The 21,576-nt window shown below is 36.8% G+C and carries 13 protein-coding genes; 9 read left to right on the plus strand and 4 right to left on the minus strand.

The window, feature by feature from the left end:
* Positions 1-202 precede the first annotated feature (202 nt).
* Together ybeY and ASE74_RS22470 are read right to left on the minus strand one after the other, a co-directional pair.
* Complete coding sequence (gene ybeY, locus ASE74_RS22465; RefSeq protein WP_055914386.1) at positions 203-640, minus strand: rRNA maturation RNase YbeY; 438 nt, start codon at positions 638-640, stop codon at positions 203-205.
* 187 nt (positions 641-827) lie between these two features.
* A complete protein-coding gene (locus ASE74_RS22470; protein WP_055914389.1) occupies positions 828-4,145 on the minus strand; it encodes a DUF4175 family protein in 3,318 nt (1,105 codons plus the stop codon).
* A 271-nt stretch (positions 4,146-4,416) separates the two neighbouring features.
* Between ASE74_RS22470 and ASE74_RS22475 the strand changes: the two genes are divergently transcribed.
* From ASE74_RS22475 to ASE74_RS22490, 4 genes are all read left to right on the plus strand, one after another.
* The gene (locus ASE74_RS22475) at positions 4,417-5,922 is read left to right on the plus strand and encodes a family 16 glycosylhydrolase (RefSeq protein ID WP_055914392.1); all 1,506 of its coding nucleotides are present in this window, start codon (positions 4,417-4,419) and stop codon (positions 5,920-5,922) included.
* A gap of 234 nt (positions 5,923-6,156) precedes the next feature.
* Positions 6,157-8,526 carry a phosphocholine-specific phospholipase C gene (locus tag ASE74_RS22480; protein ID WP_055914395.1) on the plus strand — a complete coding sequence of 790 codons (2,370 nt, stop codon included), beginning with the start codon at positions 6,157-6,159 and terminating at the stop codon, positions 8,524-8,526.
* Positions 8,527-8,583: 57 nt separating this feature from the next.
* Positions 8,584-11,505 (plus strand): two-component regulator propeller domain-containing protein, encoded by a 2,922-nt coding sequence (locus ASE74_RS22485; RefSeq protein WP_055914398.1) that lies wholly within the window; start codon positions 8,584-8,586, stop codon positions 11,503-11,505.
* A gap of 35 nt (positions 11,506-11,540) precedes the next feature.
* A complete protein-coding gene (locus ASE74_RS22490) occupies positions 11,541-12,167 on the plus strand; it encodes a response regulator transcription factor (protein ID WP_055914402.1) in 627 nt (208 codons plus the stop codon).
* Between the two features lie 630 nt (positions 12,168-12,797).
* Here ASE74_RS22490 and ASE74_RS22495 read toward each other — a convergent pair.
* Together ASE74_RS22495 and ASE74_RS22500 are read right to left on the minus strand one after the other, a co-directional pair.
* Positions 12,798-13,367 carry a DUF2911 domain-containing protein gene (locus ASE74_RS22495; RefSeq protein WP_055914406.1) on the minus strand — a complete coding sequence of 190 codons (570 nt, stop codon included), beginning with the start codon at positions 13,365-13,367 and terminating at the stop codon, positions 12,798-12,800.
* Between the two features lie 127 nt (positions 13,368-13,494).
* Entirely contained in the window at positions 13,495-13,680 is a 186-nt protein-coding gene (locus ASE74_RS22500; RefSeq protein ID WP_055914408.1) for a hypothetical protein, read from the minus strand.
* A gap of 315 nt (positions 13,681-13,995) precedes the next feature.
* Here ASE74_RS22500 and ASE74_RS22505 point away from each other — a divergent pair, with 315 nt between their 5' ends.
* The 5 genes from ASE74_RS22505 to ASE74_RS22525 all read left to right on the plus strand — a co-directional run bounded on the left by ASE74_RS22505 (position 13,996) and on the right by ASE74_RS22525 (position 21,387).
* Positions 13,996-14,622 (plus strand): TetR/AcrR family transcriptional regulator, encoded by a 627-nt coding sequence (locus tag ASE74_RS22505; protein ID WP_055914413.1) that lies wholly within the window; start codon positions 13,996-13,998, stop codon positions 14,620-14,622.
* Positions 14,619-15,938 (plus strand): TolC family protein, encoded by a 1,320-nt coding sequence (locus tag ASE74_RS22510; protein WP_055914417.1) that lies wholly within the window; start codon positions 14,619-14,621, stop codon positions 15,936-15,938. Before ASE74_RS22505 ends, ASE74_RS22510 begins: the two co-directional genes overlap by 4 nt.
* An 8-nt stretch (positions 15,939-15,946) precedes the next feature.
* Entirely contained in the window at positions 15,947-16,984 is a 1,038-nt protein-coding gene (locus ASE74_RS22515) for an HlyD family secretion protein (RefSeq protein ID WP_055914420.1), read from the plus strand.
* A 7-nt stretch (positions 16,985-16,991) separates the two neighbouring features.
* On the plus strand, positions 16,992-18,539 hold the full coding sequence (locus ASE74_RS22520) for a DHA2 family efflux MFS transporter permease subunit (protein WP_055914423.1): 1,548 nt from the start codon (positions 16,992-16,994) through the stop codon (positions 18,537-18,539).
* 262 nt (positions 18,540-18,801) lie between these two features.
* Positions 18,802-21,387, plus strand: a complete 2,586-nt coding sequence (locus ASE74_RS22525) for a phosphoenolpyruvate carboxylase (protein ID WP_055914426.1) — start codon at positions 18,802-18,804, stop codon at positions 21,385-21,387.
* Positions 21,388-21,576: the final 189 nt, after the last annotated feature.

The raw sequence follows: 21,576 nt of genomic DNA on the forward strand, positions 1-21,576 counted from the left end.
ACTGCTGTAGCCAATAAATGTTGCACAAAATATTGCTTAATTATACCAGTAGGGGGTAATAGTCGACGAACAGCGTTAACTTTTAGACGAACGCCATTAAATAATTGAGATGGAAAGATAGCAGGAGCTTTGCTAAAACAAGTTCAGCGTTTTAGATAATACTGAAAATAGAATTATTAATCCTTGAAAAGGTTTATAGAGATTAAACTAAGCCAATTCGTGCCCGATAGGCAAGATATTCATCTTCTTTCTCAGTCATAAGGGTTTTGGCGGCTTTTCCTTTGTCTTTATAGCCTAATAAATGTAGTGTTCCATGAATCATTATACGGCAAACCTCGTCAAACTCTAGTGTTTTAAAAGTTTTTGCATTTTCTTTAACCCGTTCAATGCTGATGAAAATATCGCTTACAATTAGTTTTTCGACATCAGAATTATCAAAAGTGATGATATCGGTGTAAGTATCATGATTTAAATACTGTTGGTTGATGCTTAAAAGATACTCGTCGCTACAGAAAATAAAGTTAAGTTCTTGTAGTTGATATCCCTCTTTTTCAATTGAAGCTTTTATCCATTTTTTTACTTTAAGTTTTTGAGGAAGATTATAGCTTACTGATTCAGAGAAGAAGGATATTGCTGGCATAAAAGGAGGTATTTGCTGCAAATTTAAGAAATATTATAGTAGTTCCCGTCATCTCGACTGGAGTGCAACGGAATGGAGAGATCTTTAATTAAAAAGATTGTAGGCAAGGTTAAAAGATTTCTCGACTCCACTTTGTTCCGCTCGAAATGACGGGACGATTTACGTAACCCTATCGTAAATCCAAACATCATTGTACCATATTCAGTGATTTCAAATATTCGGCAATTTTGTTTTTATAGTAATAGTTTAAACTTGGTGGAAGTTTTTGCAACATATCATTACCATTTTGTTGCTGTTTTTTAAACTGATCGACCATTTTTTGATAGGATGGCGGAAATTCCCTGGCTGCTTTACTTTCGCGTTTAGCATCTTCTTCCTGGTCGCGTTCTGCTTTTTCTGCTTCTAATAATTTGGTTAACAGTTCTTTTTGCCGGTTTAAAGTTTCTTGTTGTAAACGTTTGTTAACCAGATCACTTTCCGTTTGTTTCATTTCTTTAATGGCTTCATTGAGGTTGCCCATCTTTTCTGAACCATCCTTATTTTCTTCGCGGTTAATTTTTTCTAAAGCCTGGCGGATCATTTGCTGTTGCTGTGCCATTTTACCGAATTCCTGGCTCATTTGCCCTTTGCCAACAGTACCTTGGTTGCCTCCTTGTTTTTGCATCTGCTCACGGGCCTTTTGCATACTTTTATTCAGCTGGTCTTGCATCTGCGAAAGCTGTTTCATGCCTTGCTTTTGTTTCTTTCCACTACCACCTTTGCCATTTTTTTGCATATTCTGCAGTTGGCTCAGTGCTTCGCTCAACATTAAGGTGAGGTTGTTAACCGATGTCATAGTTAACTGCTGAAAACGGTTTGCCTCTGCAGTTCTTCTATCCCCTAAGCGCTCTAAACTTTTATCAAGGTTAAAATTGATTTTGTTCATTTCCTCATTTACAGTCGATTCTATTTGTGGTACACGTTTACTGAGGCTGTATAAACTATCGGCAATTGTTTTAAGGTTATCTTTAATGCTGCGCTGTTTTTGAACATTGCTGATATAAGAGGGGTCAGCTGCAGTCATTTTCTTTAAGGAAAGCATTACCTTTTCCTGATCAAAAGAAGTGGTTAATAAGTTCTCCAACAAGCGGCGCAACTCTTTGGCATTCAGGTTGTTTTCCATTTCCTCACCCTGCTGTTGCATATCGCTCATTTTTTTAGATAACTTTTCCATCTGCTCACCGGCTTTTTGCTGTTTCTGGCTGGCACCTTTTGAGTCTTTTTTGTCTAAAGCATCTTTGCTGTCCTGCTGCTCTTTTTGAATATCCTGAACATCTTTTTCTGGATTTTCGAATGGATTTGGTCTATCCAGTGTTTTATTTTTTTCTTCAAGCTTTTTAAGGTCTTCCTTAAGGTCTTTCATCTCCTTGTTCAGTGCATCCTGTTTCTGCTTTAACGATTCATTATCCTGCTTTCTATCTTTGGTTTGCTCAGCGAGTTCCTTTTGCTCTTTAGCGAGTTCATTTAAGCGATCGATATCCGTTTGAAGGTTTTGTTCAAATTCTAACTGCTTGTAGAGTTCTAAAATCCTGTCGAGCTCATTTTTAAGGGTTTTGTTATCCAACTGCATCTTTGAAAGTTCATTTTGCGTTTGGTCCTTATTTTTTTCATTCATCAGGTTTTGCAGTTTCTGTAAAAGATCTTTGGTTTTCTCGTCCAAAACATTGTCGAAAAGATCTTTTATCTGCTTTTGTTTTTCTAAAAGTTCCTCGTTTTGTTGCTGATCGTCCTGTTGCTGAATATTTTTTTCATTCTGTTCTTTAATTTCTTTCACAGCTTCATCAAGCTGCTTTTGCTTGTCTAATAAGGCTTCAATTTGCTTTTTATCTTCGAAAGAGATTTGTTTTTTATCAATGAGGCTTTCGGCTACTTTTTTACTTTCTTTTTCGATTGTATTTGCCAAACGGATAGCCGATTGCATTTTTTGCTTCAAAGCCTGGTTGCTGGCACTTACCTGTTCGGCAGTTTCCTTTTTTGTGGGCTGTTTAAATGTTTTAATTTCAGATCGGGTAACTTTAGCGCCGTTAACTGCATCATTGTCGGCCACTTCGAAATAATATTCAATTTCCTGACCCGGCTTGGCCATAGCGGTTTTTAAGTCCCAGAAATAGAAAAAAGAATTTTCTGTTGCATTGCTTTTAATGGCTATATTTTTGGTAACAGTGGCTACAATGTGCCTGTTTTCTTTAATGTTATATTTGAAACTTAAGCGGCTAAATCCATAATCATCGGTAACTTGTCCGTTAAAATAAAGGGCTTTATTGCTAACTGAATCTGGTTTTTCTTCTACAGCAATTGCCGGAGATTGATCTTTTACCACAGTAATTTGGTGTGATAAGGAATCTCTGAGCGTAACATATTGGTTTTTAGGGGTAATGCTATATTTAGAATTGCTCCTAATGGTTGCATTAAAAGCAGATTCATTATCGGTTACTTTTAAGGTATTTTCTTTCCCATTTAAAACAAACAAAAGTGCTGTACTTTGCCCTGTTTTAAAGTTCCAGGTAACCTTGGTGCCTTCAGGCAAGAGCATATCACCAACATTGGCAATCAATTCTTGTTTTTTGCCCAAATAAGCGGGATAAGTTAATGTTGCTGTTGCGTTTAACAGTTCAGGGCGGGGTTTTACCGTTATAGTAAATACAGAAGAACTGAAGCCTCCTCCTTTAAAAATAAGTTTTTTATCGGCTTGTATATTCTTTATGCTGTAATTGAATTTACTAATGCTCTGTTTTAGGAGTTTATAAGTGTTTTTTCCATCTTCAACATAAACTTCGGATGGAAGCTCATCTCCTGATAATTTAAGGTTTAAACTTAAATCATCGCCTTGGGTAGCGGTTAAACTTTTATTCAGAATTGCAAAAGTGAATGGCGCTTTTGGTGCAATGTATTCGTCGTATTTAAAAAAACTGTTTGTGCCTTCGCGTAAAATGGCTGGGGCAATAATAGCGATGAGCAAAATGATTGAAAGCGGAACAAGTAGATATTTTAAGTATTTCCTGTTATCATTAATGCTTACTGCGGTATAAAATGGAACAGGTTTGAGTTCGAGTATTTTTTGATCAATACTAGCAATAATCAGGTGATTGTTATTGGGCTGGTTTTCGGATAAACGATGAAGCTGCACGGTGTTGAGTAATTTATCCTTAATATCGGAAAAGTGATTTCCGATGATTACCGATGCTTCGTCAAAAGTGAGGTGTTTGCCCAGCTTTAACATTGCAAGCAAAGGTTTAACAATTAAAAAACCTACAAGCAAAATACCGGTGATGAGATAAGCAAAAAAGATAAAGGTTTTAAAACCAGCAGTTGGATTGAGGTAATACAGTGCTAAAAAAACAATGAGATACAAGGCTAAAAGAATGGCTGCAGCGTAAATACTACCACGCAAAATTTTATTCAGGTAAAATTTGCGGATAAACTCATCTATCTTTCTAAGTAATTCACTATAGTTATTGCTCACCATATCACTGTAAATGTAAAAATAGTTCTAATCAATTGAAAGAAACCATAGTAAGGTAACGCGTTTATTTCATAATGTTTATCATTCACTATCAATTTACAAATAATTGGATATTGACTGGTGATAATTTACATTTTCAGTATAGTCTTTCTGCATATAACTAAGTTAATTTAAAAACCATTATCTTGTTTTTATTAATACAAAGGTTACATAGATTTTAAACGAGTATTCTGATAAAAATCTACTTTTGATTTTTTGTATAATCATGTTAAATATGAAACGAGTACTTATTTCTACACTGATGTTGTTCATTTTTACTGCTTCTTTCGCCCAAAAGTTTAATTGGAACAAAAACCAGGTAATTGCCCACCGCGGTGCGTGGAAGAAAAATAATTTCCCGCAAAACTCCATTTCTTCTTTAAAAGAAGCCGTAAGACTTGGTTGCTATGGGTCAGAATTCGATGTATGGATGACGGTTGATGGGGTTTTAGTGATTAATCATGATCCTGAATTTCAGGGTTTAACCATTGAGAAAGTAAAATATGCGGATTTGTTGACTAAAACCATGACGAATGGTGAAAAAATTCCAACGTTAGAAGCCTATTTACTGGAAGGAAAAAAACAGAAAACAACGAAGCTCATTTTAGAAATCAAACCATCTTTAATTAGCAAAGAACGCGGTATTGAAGTCACGAATAAGTGTATCGAAATGGTTCAGAAACTGAAAGCAGTTGAATGGACAGAGTACATTAGTTTTGACTACGATTATTGTAAACGCGTTTTGGAGCTGCTGCCAAATGCAAAAGTTGCATATTTAAGAGGTGAGATCAGTGCGGAACAAATGAAAGCCGATAAATTAACGGGTGTTGATTACCATTATAGCATATACCAAAAAGATGGATGGATTGAAAATGCCCACAAATTGGGTTTAACGGTGAACGCCTGGACGGTGAATACTGTTCCTGAAATTCAGTGGCTTTTAGCACACCAGGTTGATTACATTACCACCAATGAGCCTGAATTAACTTTTGAAGAGCTTAAAAAGACTCCTTTAGCAGCAGGCTGGAAGCTGAAATGGGCTGATGAGTTCGATAATGCAGGATTACCTTTAGCTAAAAACTGGAGTTACGATGTTGGCGGAAAAGGCTGGGGAAATAACGAACTCCAATATTACACCGATGCCGATACGGCGAATGCAGTGGTTAAAAAAGGCAATCTGAACATCACCGCAATAAAAGCCGACAAAGAAAATAACCATTATACCTCGGCCAGGCTCGTAACCAAAAATAAATTTGATTTTAAATATGGCAGGGTAGAAGTTCGGGCCATGTTACCAAAGGGCAGAGGCTTATGGCCTGCAATATGGGCATTGCCGACTGATTGGAAATATGGCGACTGGCCAAAAAGCGGCGAAATTGATATTATGGAGCACGTGGGTTACGAACCGGATAGTGTGCACGGAACGGTACATACCGAAAAATTTAACCATGTAATTAAAACCCAGGTTGGTAAGGCGTTAAAAGTAGAAAATCCATATACCCGATACCATATATATGCCATAGAATGGTTTGCCGATCGCATTGATTTTTTTATTGACGATCAAAAATACCTCAGCTTTAAAAATACCAAAAAAGGTTCTGGCGACTGGCCGTTCGATCAAAATTTCCATGTAATTTTAAATGTAGCTGTAGGCGGCGGTTGGGGTGGAAAAAAGGGGGTAGATGATGCTATTTTTCCTGCAACAATGAAGGTTGATTATGTGAGGGTTTTTCAAAAATAATTTTGTTGTATACTTCACCGCAATTGGATGTTATAAAGGTTAATTTGTTAATATAATTAACTGAAAGACAGTCAATTAAATGTTTTTTGCAGCGATTTATTGTTGGGCATATTGCCTGCTGGTTTTGAACTAAGCAATTTGCTGCTGATTTGAATATAATTAACACCAACTGAAAATTGCTTATTGCCAACTGAAAAATTTAACTTGCGTTATCTAAGCTATATTGTTTAATTTATGGATTCACGGAGAGATTTTCTAAAAAAGGCGGCCTTATTTGCCGGAGCCACGGGCATGGCCAATACATTGCCCAGTTCGGTACTAAAAGCCATGTCTATTAACCCTGAACCGGGCAGTACCTTTTACGATGCGGAACACATTGTTTTTTTGATGCAGGAAAACAGGTCGTTCGATCACATGTTTGGTAAAATGAAAGGAGTACGAGGCTTTAATGATCCACACCCACACATTCAGCCTGATGGCAACAAAGTTTGGCTGCAAAAAGATGGTCAGGGCTATACTTATGCACCTTTTCATGTAGACATTAACAAAACAAAAATTACCTGGCAGGGTGGTTTGCCACATTCATGGAACGATCAGGTGGCTGCACGTAATGGCGGTCGTTATGATAAATGGTTGCCTGTAAAATCACCGATGACTTTGGCCTATTATGATCGGAACGACATTCCCTTTTATTATGCCATGGCTGATGCCTTTACCATTTGTGATCAGCATTTTTGTTCGTCGCTTACCGGAACAACGCCGAACAGACTGTTCTTTTTTACAGGAACGATCCGTGGAGAAAAGAGTGCTAACCGCATTGCTGTAGTAAATAACGACCAGGCAGAATCGCAAAATAATGTATTTGTAGATTGGCCAACCTTTCAAGAAACACTGGAAGATAATGGCATTGATTGGCGCATTTACCAAAATGAACTCTGGACGTCAAAACTCCCTGAGGGCGAAATAGATGATTGGTTGGGTAATTATGGTGATAATCCTGTAGAATACATTAGCCGGCATAATGTTAAATTATCGGCTTATTTTAGAAAAAATGGCGATAATACCGTTAAACCTGCCTTAACTGCCAAAGAAGTTCAAGAGAAATACGATAAACTATCTCAAAAAGAGAAAAACTTAATAGATAAAGCCTTTACAACCAATATTTCTCAAAAGGATTACCTTGATCTAGAACCATTTACTTTTAAAAATGATCAGGGCCAGTCTGAAACAATAAACATTCCGAAAGGCGATATTTTTCATCAATTCAGAAAAGATGTGGACAGTGGAAAGCTACCTGCAGTTTCCTGGTTGGTTGCGCCTCAACGTTTTTCTGATCATACCAGCTCGCCATTATACGGAACCTGGTATGTAAGCGAGGCTTTGGATATTTTAACCAAGAACCCTGAAGTTTGGAAAAAAACCATTTTCGTTTTAACCTATGATGAAAATGATGGTTATTTTGATCATCAACCCCCGTTTGTAGTTCCAAATCCAGATGATCCCGCCAGCGGAAAAGTATCTAATGGAATAAACTATGCTACCGATTTTGAAGCAAAAAAAGGAAGTCCTATAGGCCTGGGTTACCGGGTTCCACTGGTAATAGCTTCGCCCTGGAGCAAAGGAGGTTTTGTAAACTCGCAGGTTTTTGATCATACCTCATCATTAATGTTTGTAGAGAAATGGCTCGCTAAAAAAACAGGAAAGGCAATTAAAAGCAATAATATTAGCGATTGGAGAAGAAACATCTGCGGTGATTTAACTTCTGTTTTCAGGCCTTATAATGGAGAAGAAATTAAATCTCCTGAGCCATTAAAAAGGGATGCCGTAGTAACCAATATCGGTAATGCAAAAAATAAACCGGCACAGGTTGGTCCAACTGCTTTGAATAAAACAGAAGTAGCAAAAATTAATAAGTTTGAAGCCTTTTCTTCTGAAACATCAGCGCATGCACCTAAACAAGAAAGTGGAACCAAAAATGCCTGCGCACTGCCTTACCATTTAATGGTTGATGCCAATGTGGTAAACAACGAAATCGAACTGACTTTTCAATCAGCAAAAACATTGTTTGGTAGTGAAACAGAAACGGTTGGTGCACCTTTCAATATGAATACCATCGGTAAATTTAAAGGCGTTGTGGGTAAAACCTGGGCCTATGCAGTTAAAGCGGGCGATGTGTTAAAAGACAAAATCAATATCGAAGATTTTGACAGCGAAGCTTATGAGCTGTTTATCAATGGGCCAAATGGCTTTTACAGGTCTTTTTCAGGCAATAAAAAGAACCCTTTGATTGTGGTTAAGGCATATCCGGAGCAGATTGGCCTGGTTACAAAAAAACTTAGCGGAAGCTTAATTTTTTCAATAGAAAACAAAGGTACAGCAGTAATTACGTTGCAAATTGCAGATAATAAGTATAAATCAGGGATAAAAACAGTGAGCATTAAACCTAAAAGCACCAATAAAGTTGCTTTTAACCTGGCTAAAAATGCCAATTGGTACGATTTCAGCATCGTGCAACCAGGTAATAGCATTTTTAAACAACGTTATGCAGGTAAAATAGAAACAGGAGAAATTACCCAAACCGATCCGTATATGGGCAATGCATAAAATATCCCCCAAAACGGGGGATAGCTTTTGAACGTAATTATCCTTATTTTGTATTACATGTACAGTAAACTGTCTATAATCAAGATAAATCTTCTAATTTCTTTACTGTTATTATTAAGCCAAAAGTTATTTGCTCAAAGCTATAATTTTACCAATTACAACCTGAAAGATGGCCTGCCACAATCGCAGGTGATGGTAATTTATCAGGCAAAAGATAGAACACTTTGGCTCGGTACTTACGGGGGTGTAAGTAATTTTGATGGCAAGGTATTTACTCCATACAGCAAGGCCGATGGATTATCATCCAACTCCATAAACGCTATCCTGGAAGATAACCTTAACCAGGTTTATTTTGGTACAGAAGCTGGAATCAACATTTTAAAAAAAGGTAAAATAAGCTCCTTATTTTCTGGTAAACCAGTTAGCCATTTACTTAAAGATAAACAGGGTAAAATTTGGGGAATAACCGAGCGGAAACTTTTTAAAGTAGTAAAGGGAAGGCTTATTTATTATTCCATTGGGGATAAAAGCATTAATACCATTAACACAGACCAATCTGGAAACCTTTATGCTTCGGTTACAGACAAAGGTATTTATCAACTTCAAAACGGCAAATGGGTCATTTATCAGGAATTGCCACAACAACTGAGTGCATTATCAGTTTCGAAGATTTTATTCGATAGAAAAGTTAAAAATAAAATTTATCTGCTAACGTACCGGAGTGGAGTACATGTATTGGAAAGAGGGGTTACGAAATTATTTTTTAAAAATCCTCATATTGATACTTATTATTCTTTAGAGCAGGATGATAAGGGCAATATTTGGGTTGGCTCAGAAAAAGGGGCTTACCTGATCCGGAATAATGGATTGGTTACAAATTTTAATGGTGAAAACGGACTTAGTGACAACCAGGTTAATGAAATTTTTAAAGATGCAGAAAATAACATCTGGATTTCCTGTTTCAGTGATGGAATTTATAAGTATGAAGGAGATGCCTTTATTCATTACAATAAATTTAAAGGCAAAAATGTTGGCTATCCGATAAGTGGAATTGCAGCAGATAAAAAAGGAAACCTTTGGTTCGGTACCTACAATAAAGGTATTTTTAAGTACGATGGAAAAGACTTGACCGTTATCGACAATCCTCTTTTTAAGGATAAAAAAATATTTTTCGTATTTGCAGATAAGGCAAAAAACATTTGGATTTCTACCTATGGGAATGGCGTTTGGAAGTATGACGGACAAAAATTTTCTCAAATATTAAAAGCTGAAAGATATGATAACAGTGCTATTGCGGAGGATAACGATGGGGGAATATGGATCAATGGTTTAAAATCATCAACCTATTTAAAAGATGGAAAAGTTGAGAGAATATCAGGCTTTGATGGGTATTCATCCTGTATTTTTCCATTCCCGCTAAACAAAGATAGTGTATTGCTGGGCACTTCGAATGGCATTACCCTGATCAGAAATAAAAAAGTAGATACAACATTCCATCTTAAACCGCTCAATAAAATACACATTCTAAGTATCATCAAACATGGTGATAATCTGATTTTTGCAACCCTTGGTGATGGCATTATAACGTGGAACCTCAAAACAAAAGCTTTTAAACGTTATGTGGTGGCCGATGGCTTAAACTCTAACGACATTTATAGCCTTGCAACTGATCGTAAAGATAATTTATGGGCAGGAACCGGACGTGGAATAAACAAATTAACGTTTGATAAAACACAGCAGCGTTATGAAGTTTTCAGAGATCATCCTTTAATTGTAGAGTGTAATCAAAATGCGATTATTAACTATAAAAACAGCATTTTGGTGGGTACCATCAGTGGGTTGATACAGTGTAAAATAGTGGCACCTAATGAGAATAAAAACAGTCCGTTTATTCATATTCAACAGGTTATTGTTTACCATAAAAGCGACCGCTCTAAAGATTTTTCTATAGACATCAATAATAAAAAAAACAGTTTTTATAAATTAAATTATAGCCAAAACCACATTGCAATAAGTTTTAAAGGTGTTTACCTTACCAATCCTGAAAGTGTACTTTATCGGTACAAACTGGTGGGGATAGATAATGATTTTAGTAAACCAGTACCCAATACCGAGATCGAATATTCGGCTGTACGGCCGGGAAGCTATACTTTTCAGGTTTATGCCATCGCAAATGGACAGCAATCTAACATCGGGCAGTTTAGCTTTATTATTGTACCACCATATTACGATACCATATTATTTAAAATCGTGGCTTTTCTGGTATTGATCTTTTTAATCTGGCTGATTTTTTACCTCATTTTTAAAACCAGGGAACGAAAGAAATATCAATTTGAAAAAGTTAAGCTAAAAGAACAGGAAAAGATCAGAAAGCAAACGGCGGAGGATTTTCATGATGATATAGGCAACAAATTAACGCGGATTAATGTGTTATCGGAGATTTTAGACAAAAAAGTTAATGATACGGAGAAAGAGCAGAAAGAACTGATCAGGCTTATTAGAGAAAATGCAGGTTTGCTGTATACCGGAACGAAAGATATTCTATGGGCCCTGGATCCGCAGAGCGATAATCTTTTTGAAATTTTAATGCACATCAAAAATTTTGGGATAGATCTATTCCATAATACTGGCATTGATTTTAAGATGGAGGGTGTACTTGTTAAATATCAAAAGCTACAGCTATCAATGGAGTTTAATAGAAACCTAACGCTGATTTTTAAGGAAATGCTGAACAATGTACTTAAACATGCCAAAGCAACACAGGTTCTGATAATGGTTATTGAAACGGATTACAATACCATTAATATTTTAACTACCGATGATGGGGCGGGTTTCGACCTTGAATCGGTAGAACGGGGAAGGGGACTAAACAACATTCAAACCCGATGTAAGCGCATAAAATCTACCTTCCAGATTTCTTCTATTACAGGGAAAGGAACCACCATTACAATTTCGACAAAAATTCCTGTTACAAAATAGCCTAAAATCCGTCTTAACCTAAAACCAATATCACAATGAGCCAAAATATACGAATCGTTTTAATTGAAGATGATGATATTTTAAGAATGGGTTACGAATCGCTGTTAAATGATGTAGCAGGTTTTGTTGTTGTAAATGCTTACGCATCGTACGATTTGTCTAAAAAACACCTTGATGCAGATCGTCCGGATGTGATTTTATTGGATATCCAAATGCCTGGAACCAATGGACTGCAAGCCTTGCCTTTTATTAAAAAAGCTCTGCCGCAGGCAAATATTATCATTTTAACTGTTTTCGATTCGCCGGAGTTGGTTTTCGAAGCTTTAACCCTGGGAGCGGGGGGCTATCTCACCAAAAACTCGAGTGCAGCAAAAATTATAGATGCAATTAAAGAAGTAAGTACAGGTGGCGGGGCAATGAGTACCAATGTGGCCAGAATTGTAATGCGATCTTTTCAAAAAAACCTTAATTCGCCCTTAACCAAAAGAGAAACGGAGATATTGGATAGGATTGCAAACGGGCAAACGAAATCTCAAATTGCTACCGATCTTTTTATTGATCAGGAAACAGTGAGAAGCCATGTAAAAAATATCTATATTAAACTGGATGTAAATTCTAAATCAGAAGCTATAAAAACAGCAAAAGAAAAGCGGTTTATCTAGCCTATAGCAATGCTTTGCTAAAAAATAATGCTAAAATCACCCTTTTTGGGGGATTCTCTGGGTTCAATTTCAGGTTAATTTTACAGCATACAACTAATCGAAGTAATGGGCCAGTTTGCAAAATTCTTTTATGTGCACAGTAAGCAATTAAATGAAGCAGATGCACCGGGCGAAATAACTTTTGCAAAGCACCGGTTATCCATTACGTGAAATGATGGGCCTGGTAGGTTTCAAGTGCCCCAGTCCATCATCAGGTTATTTAAGCCATAAATTAACACTACACCATTATAGGGAAGTAGGTTAAATTAAAATATAAATAGTGATTTCTGCATATTTTCTATACCAGGATGAAACTAATTTTGAAGCTCTTGCAGGACAATTTGTAGAAGTTTTTTCCTGTTTAGGTTAATAATGATTAAAAAAGCAAACTGCCAGGATTGGAGTTTGCTTTTTTGCGTTAATATTTCTTTCTTCTTATTTAATCACATTCCGCTTTAACCGAGTTATGGCTGTAGTTGGTTTTTCAGCGATCGATTATGATGGAGAAGCCAGGAAACTGGCCTCAAATGCCTGAAAAAATAAAAAGCCCTGGCTTTTAGGCCGGGACTTTAGATTTTAATTTTTTTTATCTTAAAAAATGATTGGCAATTCAACCTGTGTTTTATCCCAACCAATAATCAAATTAGCACCATCAGTACTTGGGGTAAAGGTTAAAGAAAAATACTCAATTGGCTTGATTAAGGTTTTAACAGGAACATTTACGCGAACAATATCTTTTGATTGATCGTAAGTAAATGCGCCCCACTTATCCGTTTCGCTATTTACAATTATAGTCCAGGTATCTTTATTCGGAATGGCGAATAAGCTATAATTACCTGCTTTAATTTTCTTTCCACCGATGGTTACTTTTTTGTAGAAACGCACTTCGGTACTTTCGTTGGCGCCGAAACGCCATACATTGCCATACTGTTCTAAAACACCGAAAATATCACGTCCTTTTTTCTGTGGCCGCGAATAAACAATTTTTATAACCGGCTTTGCTAAATCTACAGCCTTTGCTTTAGGTGCATTAAGCGGGAAATAAACAATATCTGCCGGACTTGGATCTGCAGCAGGAAATTTTACATCAGCAGTAGTGGCTTGCTGAGCCTTTGCGCTGAAACAAAAAAGAGCGAAAACAACAATGAAGATATTTTTCATTTGTAAATTTTTGTTTTCTGTGGCAATGGAGTAATTATGATTCAACACCAATGGGTAAAATCACAAATTCTCATTTGCTATGAAATTATTTTTTATCCTAAAATGGGATGTAAACGGTAAAAATAAACTAGTATTTTCTGCCTTTTACGATAGCATTTAAAAATAAGCCTGCAGTTAACAAACCTAAAACACCACCTAATAAAGCGAAAATATAATTTTGCGTAATTACTGCTCCGGTAAAAACTCCGAAGAATAAGCCTAAAGCATAATATAACCAGTTGAAATTATTGCTGCTGTTCTCTTGTACACTCATGTTTTTGTTATTTGGAGGCAAAGTTAATATTTATTTTAAATTTTAATTTGTCATTCTCCTCAATATTCCAATTAATTATCAATTCCGGCCAATATAAATGTGCATTTGTTAATTGTAGATATATACACGTTCTATTGTAATATAAATAAACCTAAATATCATTTTCAAAATCTCCAACCAAAATTGATCTTATTTTCATACTTCGATTAATTATTTCACTTAAAATTAGGGTTTTATCAAGATAATGTAAAAGAAGTGTGTTTACATTTGGAAATTAATCAAACGATTGATTAATTTTGTGGCGTCAAAAAAGAAATGAAAACAGAAAAAGTAGATAAAAGACAGGCCATACTCGATGCAGCTGAAAAGCTGTTTTGCGAAACTGGGTACGAGGGAACTTCTACCCGCCAGATTGCCAAAGAATCTGGAGCGAACATGGCGATGATAAATTATTATTTCGGTTCAAAAGAAGGGGTTTTTGTAGAGATTATGAACGAGCGTATTGCAGGTTTCGCATCTCAGTTAAAAATCATCAATGAAGATAAGATTTCAGCATTAGAAAAACTGCACAGAGTTATAGAGGGTTATGTAAACAGGATACTGAATAACACTGCTTTTCATAAAATGATGCATCGCGAACTTTCTTTAACCCAAAGGCCCGAAATGTATGATAAGATTAAAGATGCAATGAGTCATAACATGCAGCTTATAGACCGCATTATTACGGATGGAATTGAAGATGGTAGTTTTAACAAGGTTGATGTAAGGATGGTAATTGCGACCATTATGGGTACGATAACCAATATTGTTATTGCTCCACATAAAGTAATATCGTGCTCAAACTTCGACCTCAACAATCCGAAAGATAAAAAAATTATTAAAGACAGGGCAATAGCTCACTTACAAGATCTAACAACAGTTTATTTAACAACAAAAAAATGATACCCAAATCAATTAGATTAATGCTTGCGGCATCATTAATTCCTGCTGCTTTATTTGCACAGAGTACGAAGGAATTAAATATCAACCAGGCAATAGAACTTGGCATAGCCAATAGTAAAAACTTAAAACTTTCTCAAAACAAAATCGATCAGGCTGTTGCCCAGTTAGAAGTTGTTAAAGACAATGTGTTGCCAACAGCAAACGCAAGCTTTTTATACAACCACGCTGAAATTCCTACCACAACCTTTACTTTACCCGGCGGTGGCTCATCTTTACAGTTGCCTAAAAGAGCCGATGCTTTTGTTGGTACTGCAGCAGTACAAGAGTTGGTGTATGGAGGTGGTAAATTAAAATATGCTAAAGAATCAACCAAACTTTTGGCTGATGTTGCACGTTTAGATGCCGAAAAAAGTAAAGAAGAAATCACTTATGCAGTAATCAGTACCTATTACGCTTTATACAAGGTATCGCAAAGCAGAAAAGTGGTTGATCAGAATTTAGAGTCTATCGCAGCACAGATTAAACAGGCACAACGTTTTTTCGAACAAGGTATAGTTACCAAAAATGACGTATTGCGTTTCCAGCTGCAGCAAGCTAATGTTACATTAACGCAAATGGATATCGAAAGCAACCGCAAAGTAATCAATTACAACCTCGATATTCTTTTAGGCTTGCCTGAAGATACAGAAGTTAAAATTACCGATCCTACTTTAGGCTTAAAAGGCGCTAATTCTTTAAATGAATATATCGGTATGGCAATGGCTAACCGCCAGGAGCTGAAACAACTTGACGTGCAAAACAAAGTTGCCGATTTTAACATTAAAACCATTAAAGCAAACACATTACCAACCGTTGGTATTGGCGCAAACTTATATTACATAAATCCAAGTGGTAATTTTATACCACCAGCAAACCAATATTTAATGCCGATTACCTTAGGTGCAACGGTATCCTGGAACATCGGTAGCCTGTGGACTAATAAAAATAAAGTAAGCGAAGCTAAAATTCAGCAAAGCGAAATTACCATTCAGAAAGATATTTTATCAGATCAGGTAAAAACAGATATTAATAAAAACTTTCAAGGTTACCAGGTAGCGATGAATAAAATCCAGGTATTGGAAACCTCTATTGCTCAGGCAACAGAAAACGATAAATTATTGGCATCGAAATACAAAAACAATGTAGCTTCTGTAACCGACCGTATCGACGCAGAAACCTTACTATACCAGGCAAAAATAAATTTAGAAATAGCTAAGGCAGATGCAGGTTTGGCTTACTATACACTATTAAAATCAACAGGAAAAATAACGCAATAAATACAGCAATGACAACTGAAAAGAAAAAAAAGAACATAGTAGTACCCATCATTTTAGGTGTTTTACTAGTAATAGGTGTAATTTTCGGAATTACAGAATGGAATTATTATAGCAAACACGTAGATACGGATGATGCTCAGATTGATGGTGATATCAGTCCTGTTGTTGCGCGTGTTGGTGGTTATGTAAAGGATATTAATTTTGAAGAAAATACACATGTAACTGAAGGTCAGGTTTTAGTTAAGCTTGATGACAATGATTATAAAGTTAAATTAGAGCAGGCACAATCTGGCCAAAAAGGAGCCAGTGCAGGTGTTGGAGTAGCGCAATCGCAAATTATCGCAACCCAGGCAAATACCAGCACTGCAAAAGCAAATGTAGCTGCGGCAAGGGTTAAATTAAACCTGGCCAATAAAGATTACGACCGTTATGCAAACCTTGTAAAAGACGGATCAATTACCCAACAAGCTTTTGATCAGGCTAAAGCCTCAAAAGAATCTGCACAGGCAGCTTACCAGGCAGCAACCGATCAATACAATGCTGCGGTTAAACAGGTTGGTACTACACAATCGCAATTGGCTGTAAGCAGCAATGTTATCAGCCAACGCCAGAGTGATATTGATTTTGCTAAACTTCAGTTATCATATACTGATATTAAGGCGCCAGCAACAGGTATTGTTTCTAAAAAGAATGTTCAAAAAGGACAATTGGTTCAGGCAGGTCAATCTTTATTCTCTATCGTTAACGACGGAAGCATTTATGTAACTGCAAACTTTAAAGAAACGCAATTAGAAAAAATCAGAGAAGGTTCTAAAGTAGAAATTGAAGTTGATGCCTATCCAGACGATAAAATTCAGGGCGAAGTGTATAATTTCTCTCCAATTACTGGCGCAAAAGGATCTTTACTACCTCCTGATAATGCCACTGGTAACTTTGTTAAGGTTGTACAACGTATACCAGTGAAAATCAAAATTCATCCATCAAAAGAGCTGTTGGCCAAATTACGTCCAGGAATGAGCGTTAAAGCATCAGTATCAACTAAATAATTTCAAAATGGCCGAAGTAGGTTTAAAAAAGTGGATCATTACATTTACGGTAATCACAGCTTCATTATTGGAGCTGATTGATACAACAATCGTAAACGTAGCAATCCCTCAAATACAGGGAAACCTGGGCGCAACCCTGGAGGATGTGGCCTGGTTATCCACTGGATACGCCGTTGCGAATGTAATTATCCTGCCTATGTCGGGGTGGTTGGGCAGTCGTTTTGGACGGAAAAATTATTTCTTAACCTCTATTATCGTTTTCACCTTAGTTTCTTTTTTATGTGGAAACGCCACTTCATTGAATGAACTTATTTTATTTAGGATTATTCAGGGCTTGGCCGGGGGCGGATTAATATCAACAGCACAAGCTATTTTAATTGAAACATGGCCACGTGAAGATGTGGGGATTGCAACAGCCTTATTTGGTTTAGGTGCGGTTGTAGGACCAACCGTAGGACCAACAATTGGAGGTTATATTTTAGAAATAGCAGATTGGCCATGGATTTTCTATGTAAATATTCCCGTCGGGATACTCGCCGCATACTGTACCATAACCTTTATTCGAGAGACGCCCAAGGATGGGCAAGGAAAACCTGTTGATTGGTGGGGGATTGGTTTACTGGCTGTGGCGGTCGGAAGTTTACAAACCTTATTGGAAAAAGGCGAAAGCGAAGATTGGTTTTCTACACCTTACATTATCGCATTAGCAGTGGCCTCTATATTTGGTTTGTTATTGTTTATCTGGCGCGAAACCAGCACAGCGTACCCAATTGTTAATCTTCGGATTATGAAAAAGCGAAGTTTCTCAATCGGGATGTTTACCTCTTTTATATTAGGTTTCGGATTGTACGGCTCGGTATTCGTTTTCCCTGTTTTTGCGCAAAACCTTTTAGGCTTTACGCCTTTACAAACCGGAAAGCTTTTTATTGCAGGTGGTATCTGTACCATTTCAATGATGCCTTTTATCGGTATCATGCTTAAAAAAGGTGTTCCGGCGCAGTTTATGGCTACAGGAGGAATGTTTTTATTCTTCGTTTTCTGTTGGATGCTGAGTAAATCAACACTTGCATCAGGAACCGGCGATTTCTTCTGGCCTTTAGTAATTAGAGGTTTCGGTATGGCATTACTATTTGTGCCGTTAACAACCCTGGCCATGCAAGATTTATCAGGTCCGGAAATTGGACAAGGCTCCGGATTAAATAATATGAGCAGGCAGTTGGGCGGTTCTTTCGGTATTGCAGCATTAACAACACTGATTCACATTCGTTCGGGTTTCCACAGAAATAATCTGCTTACCAACATAAACGACTACAATCCAACTTTTACCGCTAAATTAAATGGCTTAATGCATAATTTTATGGCCAAAGGTTCATCATTAATGGATGCTAAATTAATGGCAATGAAAGCGATTGAAGGTTCGGTAATTAAACAAACCATGTTGCTCACTTATAACGATGCATATTGGGTTGCCGGATTGATCATGTTGTTCTCAATACCTTTGCTATATCTTCAAAAATTTAAGAAGAATGCAAACATTGTGACCGATGCACACTAAAATTTGCAAAGAAATTGCCTAAATATTGGCAAAAAACAAAAACAGCCGGTGTATTTTATTACATCGGCTGTTTTAACCCAAAAAATTAACAATCAATGCAATGCCCTTAAACATTGCAAATGTTCTTACTTAACCACATAGTGACCAAATAAGATTCTAAAATTAAAATTTATTCTACAATTATCCAAATTGTAAGCCTTGGAATTTTAATACCTTATGCATTTTTTGTAGTATTACGGTATACAAAACTATCGCATAAGCTATGCCCAAACTTCGTTTAACTACGCAACGAGAATCTATTTTTAATAATGAGGTCATCTCAAAATTCGAACTATTTAACAGTTTATTTCTCACCTTACCTTTTTATAAAATAAAAGATACCGGAACATTGCTTCCGCTATTCTTTAAAAGCTGTGAAGAAGGTATTGCAAATGGGGAAAAACCCGCACAGGTTATCGAAGAGTTTTTTGCTAAGTATACAAGTTATACCGATCGTAAAGACATTGTTGACCTGCTTTTTCGCTTTATCCAATATATAGAGCGCCAAGTGGTGCTTTTTGATGCCGTAGAAGATGCTTCTTTTACCAAACTCAATACTACTGATGAGCAAAGTACCTTAGCCTTTATTTTAAAGAAAAATGCAGATAACAAACCTGTTTTAGCTAAAATTGAGAAACTGATTGATGAACTTTCGCTTCGCCTGGTTTTAACCGCCCACCCAACGCAGTTTTATCCCGGGAGCGTATTGGCTATTATAACCGATTTAACCAAAGCCATCAGAGATAACGACCTTACCTCGATGAATTCGCTTTTACAGCAATTGGGTAAAACACCATTTTTTAATAAAAAATCGCCAACCCCAGTTGATGAAGCATTAAACCTTGCCTGGTTTTTAGAAAATACTTTTTATTTCGCTGCGGCAAATATCCAGGAAGAAATTGATCAGAATCTGGATGAATATAACCTTGAAACCAAAAAAATTCTTGAGCTGGGTTTCTGGCCAGGAGGTGATCGTGACGGGAATCCTAATATTCATGCAGATACTACTCTGGAAGTATCTAAAATGCTGCGTCAAATCCTGTTCCGTTGTTACTACCGCGATTTCAGGGTGATTAAACGCCGCATCACTTTTAGGGGTGTGGAGGAAAATATTGCAAAATTACACGATGTACTTTATCAGAATGCTTTTGATCAAACCTGCGAATTACATGATATTTCTGATGAGTTAAGAGATAACCTGAATAAAATTAAAGAAACGCTTTTGGCCGAGCATGAAGGCCTGTTTGTTGATCTGGTTAATGATTTGATCCGCAAAATAGATTTATATGGCAATTACTTCGCTTCTTTGGATATCCGCCAGGATAGCCGCGTGTTAAGAAGTGTTCATGCTTACTGTCGCCAAAATAAACCCATTTCTTCATTATATCCTGCAGATTACGATAATCTTTCTGAAGAAGAAAAATTAAACCTTATTTCTTTTAAAGAAGCAACCGTAGTTTACGCTACAGAACCTGATGCGTTAACAAAAGATACCATCGAGGTAATTAAAGAAATTAAAGGTATTCAAAGGCGTAATGGCGAAAAAGCCTGTCACCGTTTCATTATCAGCAATTGCCAGCAGGCTAGTGATATTTTGCAGTTAATTGAGCTTTTCCTTTGGAATGGCTGGAGTAAAGAATCGTTAACAATTGATTTTGTACCACTTTTTGAAACCGTTAATGATTTAAAAGGTGCTGCAGCAATTATGGATAAGCTTTATAGCAACCCATTTTACAAAGCACATTTGGCCAGCCGTGGAAACAAGCAGGACATTATGCTTGGTTATTCTGACAGTACCAAAGATGGCGGTTATTTAATGGCCAACTGGTCTATTTTTAATGGTAAAACATCATTGTCAGCGGTTTCTGCTAAACACAATATTCAATTGGCATTTTTTGATGGCCGCGGAGGGCCGCCTGCCCGTGGAGGAGGTAAAACTCACCGTTTTTATGCTTCGATGGGTAAGGAAATTGCCAATAAGAACATGCAGTTAACTGTTCAGGGGCAAACCATCAGTTCTCAATACGGATCTGTAGAAAGTGCTGAATTTAATATTGAGCAATTGATAAACGCCGGATTAACATCAGGCCTGAAAGAAAAACATAATATTCTTTTAGATCCTGAAAATAAAACCCTGCTTGATGAAATGGCCGAAGAAAGTTATAAGGCTTTTGTCGACCTCCGTGAGCATCCATTATTTGTAAGTTATTTAGAGAAATTGTCTCCTTTAAAACTATTATCGCAAGCTAATATCAGCAGCCGTCCGGTAAAAAGAAATGGCGGAGGCGAAATGAAACTTGAAGATTTAAGGGCCATTAGTTTTGTTACCGCCTGGAGTATGCTAAAACAGAATGTACCCGGTTTTTATGGAATGGGAACGGCCCTGAAAAGCCAGGAAAATGCAGGCAATTGGGATAAAGTAGTTAAAGTTTACCAGGATTCTGATTACTTGAAAACCATTGTAGATAACTGTATGATGAGTATGAGTAAATCAGACTTCACAATAACAGCACATTTGGCGGCAGATGAAGAGTTTGGTGCTTTTTGGACTCAATTACACAACGAATTCAAATTAGCGAAGGAGATGCTTTTAAAACTATCCGGACAGCCAACTTTAATGGCGAATTATCCTGTAGATAAAAAATCGATTGCTACACGCGAAAAAATTATTTTGCCATTGGTATTGATTCAGCATTTTGCTTTAGAAAAACTACAGCATGATCAAAACGAGAAAGACCAGCATGCTTTAGAAAAACTTGCGGTAAGAACGGTTTTCGGTATTGTAAATGCGGGACGAAATTTGGCTTAAAGTTTCATTTGTACCTCGCAGGTTTTTAAAACCTGCGAGGTATAAAAATATTGTTCAAAGGTCTGTATCCGTAAAGGCCTTTTTTATTTTCGTGCGCCGGGCATGGCAATCGACTATAGGGTTCAAGTCCCGAACACGCTTAGCAGTAGGAAGTGTTAGCTCGAGACAAGGGTGTCGTGGGTGACTGCG

The sequence above is a fragment of the Pedobacter sp. Leaf216 genome, assembly GCF_001421515.1.
Classification (GTDB): domain Bacteria; phylum Bacteroidota; class Bacteroidia; order Sphingobacteriales; family Sphingobacteriaceae; genus Pedobacter.